This is a genomic window from Micromonospora saelicesensis (assembly GCF_900091575.1).
In the GTDB taxonomy this organism is placed as follows: domain Bacteria; phylum Actinomycetota; class Actinomycetes; order Mycobacteriales; family Micromonosporaceae; genus Micromonospora; species Micromonospora saelicesensis.
Map to the genome: position 1 here is coordinate 699024 of NZ_FMCR01000003.1, position 20689 is coordinate 719712.

The window sequence follows — 20689 nt, forward strand, 5'->3', positions numbered from 1 at the left end:
CACTGTCAGGCGACGTTGTGGGGGCGGAACTGGACGCTCACCCGGGGGCCCACGGGCCGGGTGGTCTTGGGGATGGCGTGTTCCCAGGTGCGTTGGCAGGAGCCACCCATCACGATCAGGTCGCCGTGGCCCACCGGGAAGCGCAGGCTCTCGCCGCCGCCGCGTGGGCGTAGCAGCAGCGGTCGGGGTGCGCCGAACGACACGATCGCGACGACCGTGTCGGTGTGCGCCGATCGGCCGATGGTGTCGCCGTGCCAGGCCACGCTGTCGCGCCCGGACCGGTAGAGGCACATGCCGGCGGTGACGAAGGGCTCGCCCAAGTCGGGCGCGTAGTGCTCGGTGAGCGCGGCCCGCGCGGCGGTCAGCACGGGATGGGGGAGTGGCTTCGCGCCGTCGTACCAGCAGAGCAGGCGGGGCACGTCGACCTCGGCGTCATACATGGTGCGCCGTTCGGCACGCCAGGGCACCTCGGTGAGCAGGGTGTCGAGGACCGTGTCGGAGCCGCGCACCCAGCCGGGAAGGTGGTCGACCCAGGCGCCCCGGCTGAGCTGGTGCCGGCGGATCTGGCCGGGCAGCGGCCCCAGGGTCGGCCCGGCGTCGGCCAGGTCGAGCATCGACGGCTGGTAGGCGGCCTGCGTCATACGGCCACCCTAGCAGCACTTTCGTACACCCGTGCTAGTGCCGGCCCGGTCCGACCTGGCCTTCGGCGGTCAGCCGGGGACGGCGGCGGCGCGTACGGCGTCGAACACCGCGTCCACCACGCGCGCCCGGCCCTGCCCGTCGACGGTTGACCAGGCGCGCGCAGCGAGCGTCGCGCGCCGCTGCGGCGAGCTGAGCAGCCCGTGCAGGGTCCGTGCCGCCGTCGCGCGGGCGGCTCGTCCGGCGACGCCACCCGCGGTCAGCTCCGGCAGCTCGCCGAGGCCGGCGGCCAGGCCGTGCCGCACCACCCGGGTGTACGACTCACGTTGGTTGTCGACCACGCAGACCAGTGCGCTGGGTGCGCCGAGGCAGCAGAGTTCCCAGGTGGACGTGCCGGCGGCGCTGACCACCAGGTCCGCTTCGGTGATCAGTGCCGGCAGCGAGGTGGTGGGCGGTACCGGTCGGATGGTCTGCCCCCGGCCGGGGGCGACATCGTCGACCTCCGCCTCGATCTCGGGTCGCCCGACGATGACCGTGAGGTCCATCGGGTGGCCGGTGGCCACCAGCACCCGGGTCAGGACCGGCGCCGCGCCGACCGCGTCGGTGCCGCCGAAGAAGGCCAGCACCCGGGGGCGGCTGACCGCCGTGGCGGGCGGTACGACCGGCGGCCGGGCGCTGATCACGGTGTCGCGCAGCAGGGCGTACCCGCTCCCGGCGAGCAGCCGGCCGGGCAGCTCCGCTGCGGACCCCGGCCCGGGCAGCTCCGCTCCGAAGTTCTGGTCGAGGTAGAGGTCCGCGACCTGGCCCCGGCTGTCGCCGTCGATGATGGCGAGGGTGTGGACGCCGGCGGCGCGCAGGGCGCCGGCCCCGGCCGGGTCCAGTTCGTAGGAGTCGAGGACCAGCACGTCCAGGTGGTGTCGGCGGGCCGCCTCGACCAGTTCGTCCGCCGAGTCCGGGCCGGGGAGCAGCGGGATGCCCCGCGCGGCCAGCTCCGCGGTTGCCCAGTCGAGCCGTTGAACGGTGCCGAACACGGTGACGTCGGCGCCCCGGGCGAGGAACTCCTCGGCGAGCGCCAGGCAGCGAACGAGGTGGCCGACGCCGCGCCGTGGCCCGGCGTCGCAGCGCAACCCGACCCTCAGGGTGCTCAGGACTCCTCCAGGTGCTTCTGTCGTACGTCGGCGTTGAGCGCCCGCAGCCGGGGCTGACCGTCGAGCCAGTCGGCGAGCTTGGCCAGCGGCACGCTGACGTCACCGAAGTGGTCGATGATCGCGCTGACCAGCGTCCAGTCCTGCTCGGTGTCGAGGGTGAGCCGCAGCGCGGAGCGGTCCGGGGTGAGCGTCACCCCGAGCACCCGGAACAGTTCCGGATGGGTGTACGCGTACGAGGTCACGTGCACCCGGTGATGGTCGGTGGCGAGCCGGCCCAGGGTGCGCAGGGCCTCCGCTCGGATGATCTCGACGTCCAGCCCTCGGGGCAGGGTCCGGGCGATCGACGTGCTGGCGTAGTCCAGCCCGGGGACCGCCCGGTACACCGACGCGACCAGTGTGATGATCTCCGGGTCGAGCAGGGGGCAGTCGGCGGTGAAGCGCATGACAGCGTCCCCCGGATGCGCCGCGAGGGCGCCCACGAACCGGTCCAGCACGTCGTCGACCGGCCCGCGGTGGCACGGCACGTCGAGCCGCGCGCACTCGGCGGCCACCGCGTCGTCGACCGCGTCGGTGCTGGTGGCGACCACCAGGTCGGCCAGGACGCCGCTGTCGGAGGCGGCGCGTACCACCCGGCCCAGCACGGAGCGTCCGGCGAGCGGGCGGAGCACCTTGCCGGGTAGCCGCGACGATCCCATCCGCGCCTGCACGATGCCGACGATCCGTGGCCCCGCGTCGTCCGCGGCGACCCCGGGCACCGGTACGCCGGTCACTGCTGCTCCTCCTGCTTGGGGGCCAGCACAGCGGTGGCCCGACGTTTGGCGGCGCGGGCACCCCGCTTGGCCAGCCGGGCCGGGGTGATGGCGAGCCGGCCCACCCGGTAGCTGAGCGACCCGCTGAGCAGGCCGATCGTCGTCTCGGCCCGGCGCAGCGCCCGTTCCCGTGAGGTGAGCAGCTCCTCGGTCCACGCGGTCAGCGCGGCCAACCGGGTGAGTTCCTCGCGCTGGCGCAGCCACGCCTCGCGTAGCTGCTGGTAGCTGTGCCCACCCACCGGCGGGTCGGTCGGCGCGACGGCGTGCAGCTCGATGGCGAGGCCGACCCTGCCGTCGGCGTCCAGCCCGTGCAGCGCGGCGGCGATGGCCGCCTCGGCCTCGACCGCCTCGCTGACGGTCGCGCGGTCGAGGTCGTGACCGGCGAGTCCACCGAGCACCACGGTCAGGCCCGCGACGTCGAGAGTGGACGACCACGGGTGGGCGTACCCGCCGGTGAGCAGGCCCGCGGCGAAGCGCCACAGCCCGCGGGCGAGCACCACGTCGGCGGGCAGCGCGGCGGTGGCCCGCCAGCTGGGGTCGAGCACCGCGTACCGCTCGCCGTCGACCACCACGTTGTCGCTGCCGGCCAGTGCCGCCGCGCCGGCGATCCGGCCGTCGGTGTCGGCCTGGTCGGCGAGCCAGCCCGCGTAACCGCGCAGCAGCGCGCGAAGGGTGGCCAGGTCGCGGCGCAGGGCCGCGTCGAGCAGCAGGGTACGCAGCAGCCGGCCGGACGGCACCGGTCCGGACAGCGCGTCCGCGTCCCGGTACGCCGCCTCGCGGCTGGCGAACGGCGCGACGGCCGGCGTCGTCGCGTCGGTGGCCGGGATGAGCCCCCAGCGCCAACCGGAGGGGCCGTGCAGCACCTCCAGCACGCCGATCCCGGGGCGACCGGTCTGCACGAGCGCCACCGGCAGGTCCCGGTCGACGGCCGGCGTGGTCGGGTCCGTGGGGTCGGCGGGCCGGTGGGCGAGCGTCAACCAGCCCGGTGCGAGGTCGGCGGCACGCCCGGCGTGCAGCGCGTCCACAGCGAGCCGGGCCGGGTCCTGGAGCACCGTGGCGCTGGTGAAACCCCCGGCGCAGGCGCCGTGCAGCACCGCGTCGAACAGGCCGGAGCCCGCGTCCCGGTCGAGGTGGTCGGCGTCCAGCAGCGCCGTCGGGGTGCTGACACCGGGGTACGCGGCCCAGCACGCGGCCGGCCGCAGCCCCGCAGCGCCGAGCCGCTCGCGCAGTTGGTCCCGGTTGGCCGGGTGGGCTCGGTCCAGCACGCCGCCGATCACCCAGGCGGAGTCGTCGCGTCGGGCGTACCAGGGGGTGGTGTCGACCAGCCGGTGCAGGCCCAGGGGGTTGTCCAGGCGCAGCAGCAACGCGCCACCCGGTCGCACCGCGGCGACGAGTCGCGCCAGAACACCGTCCCAGCCGAGCCGGGTGCCCTCCACCGACTCCACCGGGTCCAGCCCGGCAGCGGCGATCACCACGTCGTACGTCTCGTCGTCGGGCAGCCCGGCCGGGCCACCCACCACCACGCGGGCGGCCCGGTGCGCCAGCGCCACCGCGTCCGGGTGGCTGCGCAGCAGGCAGGTCACCTCGGCGTGGGTGAGCTGGTCGAGCAGCGCTGGATCGTGTGGACCGGCCACCAGGACCCGGGCGCCGGGCGGCACCAACCGGGCGGCCAGCGCGGCGAGCGGCCCACCGTTGGCCAACCGTTCCTGCGGCAGGTCCGACCAGGCCAGCATCTCGCCGCCCGGCAGGGTGATCCGGTCGGCGGGTGCCGTCTCAGTCGTCACGGTCTTCCTCTTCCTCCTGGAGGTTCGCCCAACCGAGCAGCTCGCGGAGCTCGGCCGGCGTGCAGCGGTGGTCGGTGCCCAGCTCGGCGCGGGCGATCTCGACCGCGGTGGGCAGGTCGACAGTCGTGCCGTGCAGCTGCGGCCACTGCCGTCGGATCCGAGCGGTACCGCCGAAGGTGGGGTCCTCGTTGGACAGGATCATCGGGTCGCCGTAGACCGCCGGTTCGCACCCCGCAGCGATGCCGTAGAAGATCGCGCTGGTCAGCCGGTTGGACGCCACCCGGCGGTGACGGCGCAGCTCGGTGAGCTGTCGGTCGAGGAACTCCGGATCGGTGTCCTTCCACCAGTGTCCCCGGTAGCCGTGGCAGATCACCCGGAACCCGGCGCGCTCGTAGAGCCGGCGCACGTTGCGCATCCGGTACTCGTGCCAGTAGAGGCAGACCGTGACCGGGCCGGGCTCGGTGTCCTGGATGAGGGCGATCAGTTTGCGGTGGTCGCCCTTGACGTGTTGACCCTCCCAGCCGTGGAACGGGTACCAGATGGTGCCCTCCCGCTCCTGGGCCGGTGGTTCCTCGGGTCGCATGGCCAACAGGTAGCTGAACGGCGCGCCGATGACCACCACGTTGCGTCGCCCCACCGACCAGGCCCGGCGGCGGGTCTGCTCCGACCAGAGCAGGCTGGGGGTGCGCTCGGCGTACGGGTGGCCGGGGGCCAGGCCGTCACCGATGTTCCAGCCGTGCTGCACGTACCCGTTGATCCGGGGTGGGTGCCGGTCGCCGAGGCCGGCGTACCGGGCCAGCACGTGGGCGTGGCCGTAGAAGTGGTTGGCGTGGTGCATCAGGTTCCCATCAGGCGGCGGAACGCACCGAGCCGCCCCGCACCGCGGCGGTCAGCGCGTCGATGACGCGGTCCTGGTCGGCGTCGCTGAGCCCCGGGTACAGCGGCAGCGACAGCTGCTGGGAGTAGAACGACTCGGCCACCGGGCAGGACCCGCGCCGGTAGCCCAGGTCGGCGAAGGCCGGGTGCCAGTGCACCGGGATGTAGTTGACCTGGACGCCGATGCCGGCGGCCCGCATCCGGTCGTACACCTCGCGGCGACGCCCGTCGAGCACCCGGATCGGGTAGAGGTGCCAGGCCGGGTCGGCCCACGACCTGCGGTTCGGCAGCAGCACGCCGTCCAGGTCGGCCAGCGCCTCGTCGTAGCGGGCGACCAGGGCGCTGCGGCGGGCCGTGAACTGGCCGAGCCGACGTAGCTGGCTGCGGCCCAGGGCGCAGAGCACGTCCGACAGCCGGTAGTTCAGCCCGAACTCGTGCACCTCCTGGTGCCAGCCGCCCTCATCCGGGAAACGCAGGTCGTCGCGTTCGCGGACCACACCGACGCCACGGAACCGGCGGGCCCGCCTCAGGATCTCCGGGTCCAGCGCCGCGACGGCGCCACCCTCGGCGGTGGTCAGGTTCTTCGTGGGGAAGAACGAGAACGTGGTCAGGTCGGCGAGCGAACCGACCGGCCGACCGTGGTACGTCCCGCCGATCGAGTGCGCCGCGTCGGCGAGCAGCAGCGCGTCGCTGCCCTCGACCGACTTGCGCAGCGCGTCGTAGTCGGCGGGGTGGCCGGCGTAGTCGACCGCGGCGACGACCTTCGTCCGCGAGGTGACCGCGGCGGCGGCCGCCGCCGGGTCGAGGCAGAACGTCTCGTCGTCGACGTCGGCGAACACGATCTTCGCGCCGAGGGCGACCGCGCTGCTGGCGGTCGCCACGAACGTCATCGGCGGGACGACCACCTCGTCGCCCGGCCTCACCCCGGCCGCCGCGTACGCCACGTGCAGCGCCGCGGTGCCGTTGGAGACGGCGGCGACACCGACTCCGCCGGTCCACCGGGCGAGGTCGGCCTCGAAGGCGTCGACCTGCGGACCGGTGGTGAGCCAGTCGCCGCGCAGCACGTCGGCGACGGCTGCGATGTCGTCCTCGCTGATCGACTGCCGGCCGTACGGGAGCATCCCCGTCATCCGTTGATGCCGAGCATGTCGCGCAACTGCTCGACGGTGAGCCACTCGTCGTTGGTGTCCGACTGGTAGGCGAAGCCGTCCGGCACCGGGTCGCAGTCGACCGGCGCCTGGTAGCCCCAGGTGGCGATGGTCGGCTGGACGATGAACCGGCCGTCGGCGCGCAGCGTCCGCCGGCTGTCGTCGGGCGCGATCATCTCCTCGTGCAGCTTCTCGCCCGGCCGGATCCCGATCTCGTGGGTGGTGGCGTCCGGGGCCACGGCCTCGACCAGGTCGAGGATGCGCATGCTCGGGATACGCGGCACGAACAGCTCGCCGCCCTGCATCTGGTCGAACGAGTCCATGACGAACTGCACGGCCTGGTCCAGGGTGATCCAGAAGCGGGTCATCCGCTTGTCGGTGATCGGCAGGCTCTTGCCCTCGGCGGCCAGCCGGCGGAACAGCGGGACCACCGAGCCGCGGCTGCCCACCACGTTGCCGTAGCGCACCACGGCGAACCGGGTGGGGTGCTGGGCGGCGTAGTGGTTGGCCGAGACGAACAGCTTGTCGCCGACCAGCTTCGTCGCGCCGTACAAATTGATCGGGCTGGACGCCTTGTCGGTGGAGAGCGCGATGACCTTCCTGACGCCGGCCTCGATCGCCGCGTCGACGACGTGCTGCGAGCCGGTGATGTTGGTGGCGATGTACTCCGAGGGGTTGTACTCCGCGGTGTCCACCTGCTTCAGCGCGGCGGCGTGCACCACGTGGTCGACGCCGTGCATGGCCCGGGTGAGGCGGTGCCGGTCCCGGATGTCGCCGATGAACCAGCGCAGCCGCGGGTCGTCGCCAAGTTGCTGGCGCAGCTCGTACTGCTTGAGCTCGTCGCGGGAGAACACCACCACGCGGGCGGGGTCGGCCTCGTTGAGGATGTGCCGGAGGAACGTCCTGCCGAAGGAACCAGTTCCCCCGGTGATCAGAATGGACGATCCATTCAACTCACTCAATGTGGTGCTCCCGTGTTCGTGGATGAACGAGCGGCCCTGGGCCGGCCGACCGGGGTGACACGCTAGCCATGGCGGGTTAACTCCTCGGCGCTCGCGGGTGAACCACAACCTCTGCTCCCGTGAATGCCGAACACCGCGTAGGCGAACACTTCCGACCGCCCCGAATGTGGGCTGACCTGGCCGGATCGGGCCGTTACAGTGACCGCGCGAACGGCCCGGCGGCCCGGCGCGCAGCCGGGTCCCACGTTCACCCGACATCCACACCGGCTCGGTGCGAGCGGGCCACCCCGGGCGTCACCGACGCCGGTCGGCGGGCCTGTCGGATCAGCGCGGGCCCGGTCCGGCCGGCAATTCTGGAGGCGTTCATGGCACCCGGTAGTGACGTGATCGAACGGCCGGTGGTGGTGGCCGAGACGCCGGGTGGCCCGCCCGCCCGACGGTGGCTGGTGCCGCTGCTGCTGGTCGTCGGTTGGGTGCTCAGCGTGGCCTGGCGGATGTGGTGGTCCCGGCACATCGTGCTGCCCATCGCGCACACCGACGAGGACAGTTACCTGAACACCGCCCGCGCGCTGGCCGGCGGCCCGGGGGGCTTCAGCAGCGAGAACGACCTGCTGCGCCGGGTCGGCTACCCGATGCTGATCTCGCCGGCGTTCCTCGGGGACCGGGACTTCACCGACAGCTACCGGATCGTCCAGCTGATCAACGCGATGGTGAACTCGGCGCTGCTGCCGCTGGCGTACCTGTTCGGTCGTCGGCTGTTCCAGCTGCGCCGCTCGTACGCGCTGCTCGGCGCGGTCGCGGCGGCGACCCTGCCGGCCACCGCCTTCTACGCGGGCGTCGCCATGATCGACGCGGTGATGGCGCCGCTCGTGGTCGCCTGGCTGCTCGCCGTGCACCGCTGGATCACCCGGCCCGGCCCGCTCGCCGCCGCCACCGTGGGCCTGCTGGTCGGCGGGTTCCACCTGCTGCACTCCCGCGGCCTGGTGATCGTGGCCGTGCACGCCGGGCTGGTGCTGCTGCTGTTCGTCCGCCGCCGGATCAGCCCGCCCGTGGTGCTCGCGGCGCTGCTGCCGGTGCTCGCCATGGCACTCGTCAACGAGGCCGCCATCCGCTACCTCGGCGGCAAGGTCTACCTGCTCGGCAGCACCCCCGACGGCGGCACGTTCGAGGCGATCACCTCCGCCCAGGGGGTGGTCCGGGTGAGCGCCGCGGTCACCACCCAGCTCTGGTACCTCGTGGTGATCACGTTCGGAATGGCCGGGGTGGCCTGGGCCGGCGCCCTACGCGAGCTGTGGCGCCCACGGCACGGCGACGCGGCCCGCTGGACGATGGGCGTGGCGCTGGTGGTGACCGTCGGGGTGGCCGGCGGCGCGTCGGTGATCCTGTCCGGCATCACCGGCAAGCCGCTGGACGCGATCTACGGCCGCTACGTGCAGATGCTGGCGCCGCTCTGGCTGCTGGTCGGGCTGGGGGTGCTGTTCACCACCGGGTGGCGGGCAGTGCTGCGCCGGGCGGCGGTCGCGGTGGCGCTGCTGGTCGGCGGCGGCGCGCTGGTCGCCGCCCGACTCGCGTACGTGGCCAGCCAGGGCCACCGATTGCGCTACGGCGGATTCAGCGCACCGGACCTGGCGGCGTTGACCGACGGATGGCGGGAGCTACGACCGGTGGTCGGGTCGCTGGTCGGCATCGCCGGCTGCGTGCTGCTCGTCGCCACGGTCCGGGTGCCCCGCCTGCGGCTGCCCATCCTCGGCGCCATCGTGGTGGTCAACCTCGTCACGATGCAGGTGATCGACCAACGGATCGTGCGACCGACCGCCGTGAGCACCGCGCCGACGCCCCGGGTGGCCGACGTCGGCGTACGCCCCGGCGAGCGGGTGTGGGCCTCGACCGGCGTGCACTACACCCTCCGGTTCAACCTCAGCCACCAGGTGACCTGGGCCGACGTCCGATGGTTCGGCGACAGACAGCCGCCGGCCGCGGCGCAGGTCGTGTTCGCCCGCTGGGCACCGGGGCAGGTCGACGACTGGGACGGCACGGCGTACGGCTTCGTCCGACTCGGCGGCAACCCGGAGCAGCACTGGGCCGCCTGGCGGCGGGCCTGACCCACCACGCTTCGGTGGACACCGCTATTCGTGAACGGCGGATGTCCACCGGGAGCACGGCCGGTTAATGCTTTCTGTCCATTGCGGAAAATGGTCCGTGAATCAGCGTTGGCGGCGGTCCGCCCGAGCCAGGGAAATCGGGATGACGGTGATTTCCCGGCCGTCGGACAGCTCCTGTCGCGGGGTTCCCTCGACGAATCGGAAACGCCGGTTCATCTGTCGTACGACGGTATTGTGGCCGAGCACCTCGCCGTCGAGTCGGTCCAGGTGCAGCCCGTCGAAGGCGTACTCGACGGCCTCCCGCATGACCCCCAGCCAGGCCGGCAGTGTCTCGCCCCGCCCGTCCAGCCCGTCGGCGTCGAGATAGAAGCCCCACGCGCCGGTGCGGGGGCCGTCCAACCGCAGGTCGAAGAAGGTGACCACACCACAGGGCCGGTCGTCGCGGACGTACACCAGCACTCGCCGGGACGGGTCGTCGCGGACCGCCGACCACCACCGGGCGTGCTCCTCGGCGGTGATCTCGTGACTGGTCTTGCTGACCTGTCGATTGGTTTCCTGATTACGCCAGGACAACATCAGATGAACGTCGTCCGTCGTCGCTTCGCGCAGCACGTGCGTCTCGCTTTCCTAGCCGTTCACGTCGGGTTCCGGCACCTTACCCGGGCCTACCGGGAAATCGGATATGCATTCGTTGGGTTGTAGACTGCGGCGCATGAACGAATTGAGTCGCGCGCAGATCCGCGACCTCATGGCTCAGGTGCTGAAGAATCAGGACAAGGAGCTGCCCGCGGACGACGCGGCGCAGTTGCGGGAGATCGGCTTCCGGTCGCTCGACTTCTCCGAGCTGGCCCTGCGGGTGGAGGACGAGACGGGGGAGGAGCTCAACTTCGACGCCCCCGGGCTGCGTCGCATCGCCACCGTCGGGGACGTCCTCGATTTCCTCGTCGAGCTTCAACACCAGTGACCGTCGCGACGTCGCGCCACCTGACCCCCGCCAGCCCGGAGCCAGCCGGTGTCGACAACCGGCTCGTCGTCGGTGGCGCCCCGCTGACCTGGCGTTCGCTGCCGACGCCCACCCTGCCCGACCCGGCGGCGGTGCTCGCCCGCTCGGCCGTGCACGCGCTCACTGCGGCGCGGCAGCACGCCGTGCACGGCACCGAGCTGCTGCTCAGCACCGCGAGTCGGGTCGACGCGGTGATGCGCACCGAACTGCTGACGGCCGGGTTCACCGTCGGCGTCCTCGACGACGACGGCGTGCACCCGAGCGCACCGGCCCGGCCGCGAGCCGCCGAGCCGGGCCGGCTCTGGCTGCTGACCTCGGGCTCCACCGGGCGTCCGAAGCGGGTCGGGCACACCCTCGACACGCTGACCACGGTGCGGGGCGACCAGCCTGAGCGGACCTGGCTCTGCCCGTACGCCCCCGGCACGTACGCCTGGTGGCAGGTCGTCACCCTGTCGCTGACCCAGCCCGGCCAGCACCTGGTGGTGGTCGAGCCCGACGAGTTGGACGACTGGCCCACTGTCGCGGCCACCCACCGGGTGGACGCGGCCTCCGGCACCCCGACCTTCTGGCGTCGCACCCTCTACCGCGACGCCGAGGCGCTGGCCCGGGTGCCGCTGCGCCAGATCACCCTCGGCGGGGAGCCGGTGGACCAGGCGATCCTGGACCAGCTGCGGGAGGTCTTTCCGACGGCCCGGATCTCCTGGATCTACGCGTCCTCCGAGGCGGGTGCGTCCATTGTGGTGCACGACGGGCGGGCCGGGTTCCCGGTCGACTGGCTGGACCGGGAGACCCCGGGTCGACCGACGCTCTCGGTCCGCGACGACGAGTTGGTGGTCACCTCCCCGTACCACGGGGCCGGCCTCGCCGGCCCGATCCGCACCGGGGACCGGGTGCAGGTGCTCGACGGCCGGGTGCTGATCACCGGCCGACTGGACTCCGACGAGATCAACGTCGGTGGCAGCAAGGTCTCCGCCGGTGTGGTCCGCGGCGTACTCACCGGTCATCCGGCGGTGGCCTGGGCCCGGGTGACCGGCCGCCGCGCCCCGGTGCTCGGGCGGATGGTGGTCGCCGAGGTGGTCCTCGCCGCTGCCGACCCGTCCGGCGCTGACACCGGTGTGCCGGACGAGGCGGCGCTGGTCCGCTGGTGCGCCGACCGGCTCCCCGAGCACGCGGTGCCGCGCCGCATTCGCGTCCTGACCGACATTCCCGTCAAGGAGACCCTGAAGAGCGATGTCTGAGCCAGCCGACACCCAGCTCGTCCCGCCCAGCTCCGTGGTTCTCGTCTCCGGCGGTTCCCGTGGCCTGGGCCTGGCCATCGTCACCGACCTGCTCGACGCGGGCGTACGCGTGGCCGCGTTCGCCCGCACCATCACCTCGGAGTTGGAGAAGCTCGCCGCCGAGCACCCCGACCGGGTGCACGTCGGCTCGGTGGACGTCACCGACCTGCGCGCCGCGCAGAGCTTCGTCCGCGAGGTGGAGCAACGCCTCGGCCCGATCGACGGCATCGTCAACAACGCCGCCATGGGGCAGGACTCCCTGCACGCCCACACCGCCGCCGACGACATCGCCCGGATCATCGAGACGAACCTGACGGCCCCGCTGCAGCTGACCCGGCTGGTTATCCGCCGGATGCTCGCCAAGGGGCTGCGCGGGCGGATCGTCAACATCACCTCGATCTGCGGGCAGCGCGGTTTCCCCGGCCTCGTCGCGTACTCGGCCACCAAGGGCGGCATGGACGCCGCCACCCGCTCGCTCGCCCGCGAACTGGGCGGCCGGATGCTGGTCAACTCGGTCGCGCCCGGGTTCTTCGCCTCGGAGATGTCCGCCGTGCTCGGTCCGACCCAGCTCGACCAGATCGTGCGCCGCACCCCAACCGGTCACCTGACCGAGCCGGTGGAGGTCACCCCGGTCGTGCGGATGCTGCTGCGGGAGCACACCAACATCAACGGCCAGGTCATCGTGGTGGACGGTGCCGCCGCCATCTGACCTGCGGCCGGTTCCCCTGCCGGTGCGACCAGCACGGCACGGCGGGGCGGCCGTGCCGCGTCCGGTGCCGGGGCTGCTCGTCGCCGCCGAACAGCATCTGCGCATCGGGTCGCGGGCCGCGATGGCCGACGCGGTGACCCGCAGTCACCTCGACGATGGACGGTGCGTCGGCTGGTACGGCCCACCGGCGCCCGGCTGGCGGGTGGCCGTCGACGCGGAGCGCGCCGACGCCCCGGTGCCCCCGGCGCTGGCTCGTCGGTTCGGCACTGCGGACTTCTGGGCTCGGTGGACCCGGGCCGAATGCTGGTGCAAGTTGGCCGATGTGTCGGTGGCATCCTGGTGGCGGCGTCATGGTCTGGGTACGCCGGCCGACGGGTCGGCGATCTGGCGGACCCTCTGGGTGGACGACCTGGTGGTCACCGTCGGCTTCGCCCCGACCCTCCCACCCCGCGATCTTGCACTTTCTGACGCCGAATCGCGGCTTACACGCCTTTCGCCGGGACAGTAACTGCAAGATCGCGCGGCGGGGTGGGGGTTAGATCTGGTTCCAGCTCAGGGGGGTGCCGCGCGGGACGTCGGTGGTGAAGGTGCGGCCCAGGACCCGGTCGATCTCCACGGGCGCCAGCCCGCCGGCCGGCCGGATCGAGCGGACGTTGTGCACGGTCACCGGATCGCCGGCCCGGACGTCCTCGACCACGAAGAGCGACCGGCGGAACCGTAGCCCCTCCCGCTCCGCGGGGGTCGGTCCGATCGCGGTGCCGCCCAGCGCCTCGTACGCGCGGCCGGACTCGGCGACCAGGGCCGTCAGTTCCGCCGGGTTCAGGGAGAAGTCCGAGTCCACGCCGCCGTCGGCCCGGTCCAGCGTCACGTGCTTCTCGATGAAGCAGGCGCCGAGCGCCACCGAGGCGAGGGCCACCCCGATGCCGGGGGTGTGGTCGGAGAGCCCGACCGGCACGTCGAACGCGCCGGCCAGCACGGGCAACCGGCGCAGGTTGCTGTCGGCCGGCGGCGCCGGGTAGGACGCGGTGCAGGCCAGCAGGACGATGCCCGCCGCGCCGCCGGCCCGGGCGGTGCGTACGGCGGCGTCGATCTCGGCGACCGTCGCCATTCCGGTGGAGATCACCATCGGCTTGCCGGTGCTGGCCACCAGTCGGATCAGCGGCAGGTCGACCAGCTCCGACGAGGCGATCTTGTACGCGGGCGCGTCCAGCGACTCCAGCAGCTCCACGGCTGTCGCGTCGAACGGCGACGAGAAGACCGTCAGGCCCCGCTCGCGGGCCCGCTCGAAGATCGGGGCGTGCCACTCGTACGGGGTGTGCGCGCGTTCGTAGAGGCGGTACAGGTTCTCCCCGCCCCACAGCTCGTGCCCGCTGGAGATTCGGAACGCCGGGGTGTCGACGTCGATGGTGATGGTGTCCGGCCGGTACGTCTGGAGCTTGAGCGCGTGCGCCCCGCTCGCGGCCACCGCGTCGACGATGGCCAGCGCCCGGTTCAGATCGCCGTTGTGGTTGCCGGACATCTCGGCGACCACGAACGGTCGCTCCCCGGCACCGACCGCGTGCGGTCCGATCTTGATTGTCGCCGTCATTCCGACCTCTGCTCAGGTACGTCCGCACCGGGGTGCGGTGGTGCTGTCATCGTCCACCCGGCGGGCGGACGACCTGGGAAATCAGGGCGCCGGGAGCCGCCCCGGCTCCCGGCGTGCTCCGCGGTGGGGTCGATCACGGCAGCCGGCCGACGGCCAGCGCGTCGCGCCGCTCCGGCGCGAGCCCACCGTCGTGCTTCGGCCCGGCGCTCGCCCCTCGCCCCGGGTCCTCGTCGGCGGCGAGCGAACCGCCGTCGGCGCCGACCGCCGGGCCGGGTCGACGCAGGCGACCAGCGACCCGGTGGGCCTGGCGCAGCGCCGAGTACGCCACCCAGTCACCCCGCCCGATGAGGCGGTGCTTGAGCCCGGTCACGCCCGGGGGCAGCGGGTAGCCGCCGGTGGGCAGGTAGCGACGGTAGTGCGCGGCGGCCCGGTGGAAGAAGTCGCGCCGCAGGTGTGGGTGCAGCCGGCCGTCGTTGCCCACCACCACCAGGTAGTGGCTGATCATCAGCTCGAACAGCTCGGCCTGCAACCGCTCGTCCGGGTGCTTCCGGGCGACCCAGTCCATCAGCCGCTCGTACTGGGCGAAGGCGTCGAAGTGCCGGCCGCTGCGGGTGGAGGTGATCGCGCCCTGGCGGCCCTGGCGGTACAGGTAGCAGACCCGGTCCAGCACGGAGATCTTCTCGGCCCCGATCAGCAGAGGATGGCTGAACGGGATGTCCTCGTACCAGCCGGGGAAGAACCGCAGCTCCAGCTCGTCCATGAAGTCCCGGCGGACCACCTTGTTCCAAGCGGTGTGCTGCACCCGCAGCAGCTGCGGCTGGTCGGCCAACCGGGTCACGCCGGTGATCCCGCGCAGCAGCGGGCTGCTCGCGTCGACCTCCCGCCGACCGTCCTCGTGCATGCGCAGGTGGTCGAGCATCAGAACGTCGGGCTGGTGCTGGCGCAGCCGGTCCAGCACCGCCGCGATCGTGCCCGGTGGCAACCAGTCGTCGCTGTCGACGAACCAGACGTACCGGCCGGTGGCCACGTCGAGTCCGGCGTTGCGGGCCAGCCCCAGACCCACGTTGCTGCTCAGGTGCACGACGCGCACGCCGTCGCGGCTGACCGCGTACGAGCGGAGCATGTCGCCGCAGCCGTCCGGGGAGGCGTCGTCGACGGCGATCAGCTCGACCGCGTCCGACTCGCCCGCCGGGATGTCGGCCCGGATCGACTCGAGGCACTGGTACAGGTACGCCTCGACGCCGTACACGGGCACGACGATGCTCAGCAGCGGTGCGTGCGTCGGCTCATTGACCACGTCCGCCACCTTCGACGACCCGGGTGGCCGGCCCCGGAACCTGACGTTGCCGCCGATGGTGGACTCTCTGAACTCCCGCCCAGCGGAAGGTTAACGCCGGCCGATGGGCGGTTTCCGGCCCAGGGATCGCGGGCTCGTGGGGCGGGTGGGATGCGTCCGGTTCACCCGGGAGTGACCCGGTAGGGTGCCTCGGTGCGGCCCTGCCGGGTCGTCGTGGGCGTCGCCGTCGCGTCGTCCGACGCCACGACGAGGAGGCTACGACCGTGCTGGTGACCCTGCCGAGCGCCGGGATCCCGGCATGACGAGCGTCGCCGCGACGTCGACCGCCCGGCCAGCACCCGCCCCGCCCCGGCTGCCCTCGTTGACCGGGCTGCGTTGGATCGCCGCGCTGCTGGTCTTCGGCTTTCACGCCGGCACCATGCGGATCATCGCCGAGCCGGACTACAAGGCCGTCATCGACGCGCTGTTCACCCTCGGCCTCTCCGGGGTGCAGTTCTTCTTCATCCTCAGCGGGTTCGTGCTCGTCTGGTCGGCCCGTGAGGGGGACTCCCGGCTCACCTTCTGGCGGCGACGGATCGCCAAGATCTACCCGAACCACCTGGTGTTGTTCGCGGCGACGCTGGCGGTCGCCTGGTGGTTCGCCGACCCGGTCCTGCCAGCGGCCGCGTTGGAGAACCTGCTGCTGTTGCAGGCGTGGGACCCCCGGCCGGGCTGGTTCTACAGCATCAACACCGTCAGCTGGTCGCTGTCCTGCGAGTTCTTCTTCTACCTCTGTCTGCCGCTGGCGCTGCCACTGCTGCGCCGGGCCCGGCCGAAGCTGCTCTGGGCGCTGATCGTCGCGCTGCCGCTGCTGATCCTCGCGCTCTGGCCGGCGCAGGAGTTGGTGCCGGAGGTGAGCCGCTGGTGGTTCACCCAGATCTTCCCGCCGGTGCGGTCGCTGGAGTTCTGGTTGGGCGCGGTGGCGGCCGAGTTGATGCGCCGGGGGCTCTGGCGCGGTCCCGGACTGACAGTGGCCAGCGGGATCTTCCTGGTCACCTGGGTGGCGGCCGCGCAGTGGATCCGCGCCGAGCTGTGGACCACGCTGCTCGCGGTCGCGTACCTGTTGGTGATCACGGCGGCTGCGGACGCGGACGTGCGGGGTCGGCGCTCGCCGTGGCGGTCCCGGCCGGTGGTCTGGCTCGGTGAGGTCTCGTTCGCCTTCTACCTGGTGCACGTGCTGGTGATGACGAGCGTGCTGCGCTGGAGCGGAACCTGGGGGATCGGCTTCGCGGGTTGGCGTGGCCCGGCCGTGGTGCTCGGCTTCCTGGCGGCGAACCTGATCCTCGCCGGGCTGCTGCACCGCTTCGTCGAAACCCCGATGATGCGCAGGCTCGCGCCGCGCCGCGCGGCCCGTCCGGCGCCCGTCCCCCGACAACGCGCGGCCGGCGACGACGACGCACCGGACCCCGCGAGCAGCGCCCGCGGCGAGGTCGACGGACCTGCCGACGAGGTCGGTCGGGTCGGCGGTCGATCAACGTACGTCGACCTGCGCTGACAACGTCCACCCTGGTCAACGGGGTCGGCGCGGCGTGATCCGACACGCCCGTGGTCGGTGCGCCCGGGTCGGTGCGACGGTAGCGTGGGGACGTGCTTCCGGTCGCGTTCACCTGTCCGCTGTGGTGGGTGGCGCGCTGGGCGACTCGGGTGCTGACCAGCCTCGCCGTCGTCGCGGCCCTGGCGCTCGGCGCAGGCCCGGCCACGGCCGCCACGCCAACACCCGGCCCGGTGCCGACGTCGAGCGCGATGCCGGCCTCGGTCGCCGTCGGGTCGCTGGCGGCCTGCTACCGGCACTGCGAGGCACACAGTGCGGCCCGCCCGGGCCCGGCGATACCGCCGGAGGCCGCCGAGGAGCCGGTCCCGACATGGTCGGTCGACACGCTGGTGGCGCTCCCCGGCGATCAGGGCACCATCGCGGCCGGCGTGCTGCCGGTCCGCGCGGCCGAATCCGACCGGCTGTCCCTCGTCGACGCAGCGGGCGATCGGGCTTCCCGGGCCCCACCCGGTCGCTGAGCCACCGGGACGACCGTCCCGACACCGCGCCCCGTCGACCCACCCGCTCCCTGACCCGCCGACCCGTGGCCCGCCGTGGCCCGCTGGTCGCGCGGCTCCCCATCGCACTGCTCTCTCCCCGAGGTGCCGACCATGGAGACCGTCGTCTTCTACCAGTTCGTGACCGAGGTGCCGCAGGCCGCCGCCATCTGGTCGACGCTGTTCCTGCTGACCCTGGGCCTGCTCGCCGTGCTGGCCGCCCGCCCCGAACGGGACCGGCCCACTGACGACCCGCTCCCGGCCGGGCCCACTCCTCGGGAGCTGGCCGCCGCCGAGGCCGTCGACCTGCGCCGCTACGCCGAGGAGGTGGCCGTCGCCGCGGCCGGTGCGGCCACCACCGCCAAGCGGTGGCGTGCCGCCTGGCTGACTGCTCAGGAGCAGCTGGAGCAGGCCAGGATCCGGTACGACGAGGCGGACACCGCCGCGCGTCGCTTCGCCGGCGCCGGGGCGTTGCCCACCCCGCAGACCCCGCACACCCCCGCCGAGTACGCCGCCCGGGAACGCTATCTGCACCGGGCGGCGATGGCGGCGTACTGGCGGGGCGACCTGACCATGGCGCAGCTCGGCGACGTGTTCGGGCACCGGCGCGGCTGGGATCCCCGGCGACACCCGGTCGAGCAGGAGGTGCTGATCAGCCGGGTGGTCCGGGATGCGCGGCTGGCCGACTACCAGGTGGCCGCCGACCGTGAGCGGGCCGCCTGGCGCGACGCGGAGTTGGCCGCCGAGTCGGCTCGTGCCCTCGCCGAGGAGGCGTACGCGGCGGCGGCCCGGCTCCGCCCGACAGTGGTCCCCGCGCGCCGCACGGTGGCCGGGGCGCTGCGTCCCGCCGTCGTGGCACGGTGGCGCCCGGCCCGGGTGGGTTGAGCCCAATCCGTGATGTGAGGCCGGTCACCTAATCGCGAAATGGGACGTCCGGCACGATCGGCGTGATTGTTCCCGCGATTGTGGCCGCGTTTTTTGCGGCCTGTCCGGTTGTCGCCCACAGGCGTCGCCGTAACCGGTTGTCCCATCGAGTCACATCATCGCCAATACGCGCAGAAATTGTCGCGCCAATTGGGGTTTACGCAGGTGAACCTGGCTTGGCAGGGGGTTGAGACGCCAGTAGTGTCGTCCCGTCCGGTGCGGTAACCGATCGCAAGACGCGACGCCGCATCGACCCGCTTAATCGTGATCAACGAACCGGGGACCCACCAGTAAGTCCGGGGTGAATCCGCGAGCCACGGCCCGCGGTAGGGCGTCTTCCCGCCCGAATCCGTCAGCTAACCCGGTAGGCGGTGTCGGAAGGAGTCCCATCCTCGTGCAGCACCTTTCCACCCCTCGGTTGTTCCCTCGCCTCCACGGCGCGGCGGTGCACCCGCTCATTCGTCCAGTCACGGTGAGCTGACCCCCCGGGTCATCGCCTTCCCCGCCCGGCCGCGCCGGGCGTTCCCCTGAGCGGTTCACCATCCGCGGACCACGGTCCGCGCGCTGGCGCCTGCCCGGATGCCGGTCCGGCCCCGGTGTGCCGCTCTCCCCCCGATCCGTGGAGGACCCCGTGAAGCACACCCTGCAGCGTCAGCTCCGCCGCCTCGCCACCGAGCGTCCGTACCAGATCGTCGCCGCCTCCGCCGCGGCCCTCGCGATCGCCACCACCACCGGCGCCCTGCTCACCACTGCCGACGACGCCCCGGCCGGCCAGCGCACCGCGACAACGGTCGCCGAGATGCGCAGCGACGTCGCCGCCTCCCGCGGCGAGGCTCGGGACACGTCCCCCTCGGCCAGCGCCGCGCCGACCACGGCCGCCCCGGCCACCAGCGCCGCGTCGCCCGCCGCCAAGGCCAGCAGCAACCCCGACCTGACCCGGAAGCCGGAGCGGCCGAAGCCGCCCGCGACCAAGGTGCTCGACTACGACTACGAGGCGCAGAACACCTACTACAACTGCGGCCCGGCGGCCACCCGGAACGCGCTCAGCGCCGCCGGCATCGACCGCACCCAGGAGGAGCTCGGCGCCGAGCTGGGCACCACCGAGATGGGCACCAACTCGGCCGAGGACACCACCCGGGTGCTCAACGCCGAGGTGAAGGGCTCCCCGTACCGGACCCGGATGTTCCCCGGCGCTCCCAGCCCGGCACAGATGGACCGCCTCCAGGCCGACGTGGTGAAGGCCATCACCGACGGCCGGGGCGTGGTGGCCAACGTCGTCGGGGACGCCACCGACACCGACGGCGGCTGGCACTCCTACGGCGGCGGGCACTACATCGCCGTCGTGGGCTACAAGGACAACGGTCGCACCGTGCGGATCGCCGACTCGGCGAACCCGGCCGACCCGTCGTACTGGATCACCACGATCGACCTGGCCAACTGGATCACCAGCCGAGGCTACTCCGCCTGACCCGGGCACGCTGACCGCTGCGGGCGCCGTCCCCCACAAGGGGCCGGCGCCCGCGGCGTCTGTCCGCGCGGTCCGTCATCGACGGCTCTCGTACCCGGCCGTGAACCGTGGGAGACTGCGGCCGTGGTGGAGAAGACGGGTGGTCACGCCGGCCGCAGGCCGGTCCTGCTGCTGCTGCACGGCATGGGAGCGACCGGGGACGTGTGGTTGCCCTGGGCCCCGTACCTCGAGCAGCACTGGCCCGGGCGGTGGCTGGCACCGGACCTCGCCGGCCACGGCTGGGCGTCGCCGCTGCCGGCGTACTCCTTCGCGGGCTTCGCCCAGCAGATCGCGCAGGCCCTCGCCCCCGACGACCGGCTGGTCGTGCTCGGACACTCGCTGGGTGGGGTGGTCGGCCTGGCGCTGGCCGCCCGCGACGCCGGAACGCCGGTGGACGCGGTGGTCGGGCTGGGCATCAAGGCACTCTGGTCACCCGCTGAGCTGACCCGCGCCGCCGAGGTCGCCGCCCGCCCGGTGAGCTGGTTCGCCAGCCGCACCGAGGCGGCTCGCCGCTACCTGCGGGTCTCCGGTCTGGCCGGCCTGGTCTCGCCCGACCACCCGGTGGTGGACGCCGGGCTGCGCCAGGCCGACGGCCGGTGGCGCCTCGCCATGGACCCGACCGCCTTCGCCGTCGGCGAGCCCGACCTGGCCGCGCTTCTGGCGGCGACCGACGTGCCGGTGGTGCTGGCGCGCGGGGAGAACGATCCGATGGTCACCGACGAACAGCTCAAGGAGTACGGCGTACCGGTCACCACGCTGCCCGGTCTCGGGCACAACGCGCACGTGGAGGACCCGGCGGCGGTGCTGGCGCTGCTCGACCCGTACCGCTGAGCGGTCAGGGCGGCCGGC

At 73.0% G+C, this 20689-nt stretch carries 20 protein-coding genes and 1 riboswitch; of the genes, 10 read left to right on the forward strand and 10 right to left on the reverse strand.

The annotated features are described in order from the left end of the window. Positions 1–5: 5 nt before the first annotated feature. The 7 genes from GA0070561_RS16230 to pseB form a co-directional block, all read right to left on the reverse strand. On the reverse strand, positions 6–641 hold the full coding sequence (locus GA0070561_RS16230; RefSeq protein ID WP_091401378.1) for an alpha-ketoglutarate-dependent dioxygenase AlkB: 636 nt from the start codon (positions 639–641) through the stop codon (positions 6–8). Positions 642–710: 69 nt separating this feature from the next. After that, complete coding sequence (locus tag GA0070561_RS16235) at positions 711–1787, reverse strand: PseG/SpsG family protein (RefSeq protein ID WP_091401380.1); 1077 nt, start codon at positions 1785–1787, stop codon at positions 711–713. After that, complete coding sequence (locus GA0070561_RS16240; protein ID WP_258395523.1) at positions 1784–2557, reverse strand: glycosyltransferase family protein; 774 nt, start codon at positions 2555–2557, stop codon at positions 1784–1786. Before GA0070561_RS16240 ends, GA0070561_RS16235 begins: the two co-directional genes overlap by 4 nt. Continuing rightward, entirely contained in the window at positions 2554–4380 is a 1827-nt protein-coding gene (locus tag GA0070561_RS16245) for a hypothetical protein (RefSeq protein ID WP_091401382.1), read from the reverse strand. Before GA0070561_RS16245 ends, GA0070561_RS16240 begins: the two co-directional genes overlap by 4 nt. Then, on the reverse strand, positions 4370–5218 hold the full coding sequence (locus GA0070561_RS16250; protein WP_091401385.1) for a hypothetical protein: 849 nt from the start codon (positions 5216–5218) through the stop codon (positions 4370–4372). Before GA0070561_RS16250 ends, GA0070561_RS16245 begins: the two co-directional genes overlap by 11 nt. 10 nt (positions 5219–5228) lie before the next feature. Beyond that, complete coding sequence (locus GA0070561_RS16255) at positions 5229–6386, reverse strand: DegT/DnrJ/EryC1/StrS family aminotransferase (protein WP_091401387.1); 1158 nt, start codon at positions 6384–6386, stop codon at positions 5229–5231. Next, the gene (pseB, locus tag GA0070561_RS16260; protein WP_091401390.1) at positions 6383–7366 is read right to left on the reverse strand and encodes a UDP-N-acetylglucosamine 4,6-dehydratase (inverting); all 984 of its coding nucleotides are present in this window, start codon (positions 7364–7366) and stop codon (positions 6383–6385) included. The genes GA0070561_RS16255 and pseB overlap by 4 nt, the downstream gene beginning before the upstream one ends. A gap of 365 nt (positions 7367–7731) precedes the next feature. Here pseB and GA0070561_RS16265 point away from each other — a divergent pair, with 365 nt between their 5' ends. Further along, entirely contained in the window at positions 7732–9468 is a 1737-nt protein-coding gene (locus tag GA0070561_RS16265; protein ID WP_167362421.1) for a hypothetical protein, read from the forward strand. Between the two features lie 102 nt (positions 9469–9570). On the opposite strand, the gene GA0070561_RS16270 is transcribed toward GA0070561_RS16265, so the two are convergent. Next, positions 9571–10080, reverse strand: coding sequence for a GNAT family N-acetyltransferase (locus GA0070561_RS16270; RefSeq protein ID WP_091401394.1), 510 nt, complete (start codon positions 10078–10080; stop codon positions 9571–9573). 100 nt (positions 10081–10180) lie between these two features. Here GA0070561_RS16270 and GA0070561_RS16275 point away from each other — a divergent pair, with 100 nt between their 5' ends. From GA0070561_RS16275 to GA0070561_RS16290, 4 genes are read left to right on the forward strand one after another with little or no spacing between them, the layout of a single operon-like run. After that, positions 10181–10432: an acyl carrier protein gene (locus GA0070561_RS16275; protein ID WP_091401397.1), complete on the forward strand. Its 252-nt coding sequence runs from the start codon at positions 10181–10183 to the stop codon at positions 10430–10432. Then, positions 10429–11709: an AMP-binding protein gene (locus tag GA0070561_RS16280; RefSeq protein WP_091401399.1), complete on the forward strand. Its 1281-nt coding sequence runs from the start codon at positions 10429–10431 to the stop codon at positions 11707–11709. The genes GA0070561_RS16275 and GA0070561_RS16280 overlap by 4 nt, the downstream gene beginning before the upstream one ends. After that, on the forward strand, positions 11702–12457 hold the full coding sequence (locus GA0070561_RS16285) for an SDR family NAD(P)-dependent oxidoreductase (RefSeq protein WP_091401401.1): 756 nt from the start codon (positions 11702–11704) through the stop codon (positions 12455–12457). The genes GA0070561_RS16280 and GA0070561_RS16285 overlap by 8 nt, the downstream gene beginning before the upstream one ends. A gap of 52 nt (positions 12458–12509) precedes the next feature. Next, a complete protein-coding gene (locus tag GA0070561_RS16290) occupies positions 12510–12965 on the forward strand; it encodes a hypothetical protein (protein WP_208603779.1) in 456 nt (151 codons plus the stop codon). Positions 12966–12992: 27 nt separating this feature from the next. On the opposite strand, the gene pseI is transcribed toward GA0070561_RS16290, so the two are convergent. Both pseI and GA0070561_RS16300 read right to left on the reverse strand, forming a co-directional pair. Beyond that, the gene (gene pseI, locus GA0070561_RS16295; RefSeq protein WP_091401404.1) at positions 12993–14045 is read right to left on the reverse strand and encodes a pseudaminic acid synthase; all 1053 of its coding nucleotides are present in this window, start codon (positions 14043–14045) and stop codon (positions 12993–12995) included. 133 nt (positions 14046–14178) lie between these two features. Further along, complete coding sequence (locus tag GA0070561_RS16300) at positions 14179–15342, reverse strand: glycosyltransferase family 2 protein (RefSeq protein ID WP_091402178.1); 1164 nt, start codon at positions 15340–15342, stop codon at positions 14179–14181. Between the two features lie 298 nt (positions 15343–15640). Here GA0070561_RS16300 and GA0070561_RS16305 point away from each other — a divergent pair, with 298 nt between their 5' ends. The 5 genes from GA0070561_RS16305 to GA0070561_RS16325 all read left to right on the forward strand — a co-directional run bounded on the left by GA0070561_RS16305 (position 15641) and on the right by GA0070561_RS16325 (position 20671). Next, the gene (locus GA0070561_RS16305) at positions 15641–16876 is read left to right on the forward strand and encodes an acyltransferase family protein (RefSeq protein WP_244166265.1); all 1236 of its coding nucleotides are present in this window, start codon (positions 15641–15643) and stop codon (positions 16874–16876) included. 92 nt (positions 16877–16968) lie between these two features. Next, positions 16969–17391, forward strand: coding sequence for a hypothetical protein (locus tag GA0070561_RS16310; RefSeq protein ID WP_091401407.1), 423 nt, complete (start codon positions 16969–16971; stop codon positions 17389–17391). 132 nt (positions 17392–17523) lie between these two features. Next, positions 17524–18294, forward strand: a complete 771-nt coding sequence (locus tag GA0070561_RS16315; protein ID WP_091401409.1) for a hypothetical protein — start codon at positions 17524–17526, stop codon at positions 18292–18294. Positions 18295–18578: 284 nt separating this feature from the next. Further along, positions 18579–18719, forward strand: a riboswitch (cyclic di-AMP (ydaO/yuaA leader). Positions 18720–18952: 233 nt separating this feature from the next. After that, a complete protein-coding gene (locus tag GA0070561_RS16320) occupies positions 18953–19801 on the forward strand; it encodes a C39 family peptidase (RefSeq protein ID WP_181541056.1) in 849 nt (282 codons plus the stop codon). 123 nt (positions 19802–19924) lie between these two features. Further along, on the forward strand, positions 19925–20671 hold the full coding sequence (locus tag GA0070561_RS16325) for an alpha/beta fold hydrolase (RefSeq protein ID WP_091401414.1): 747 nt from the start codon (positions 19925–19927) through the stop codon (positions 20669–20671). Positions 20672–20689 lie beyond the last annotated feature (18 nt).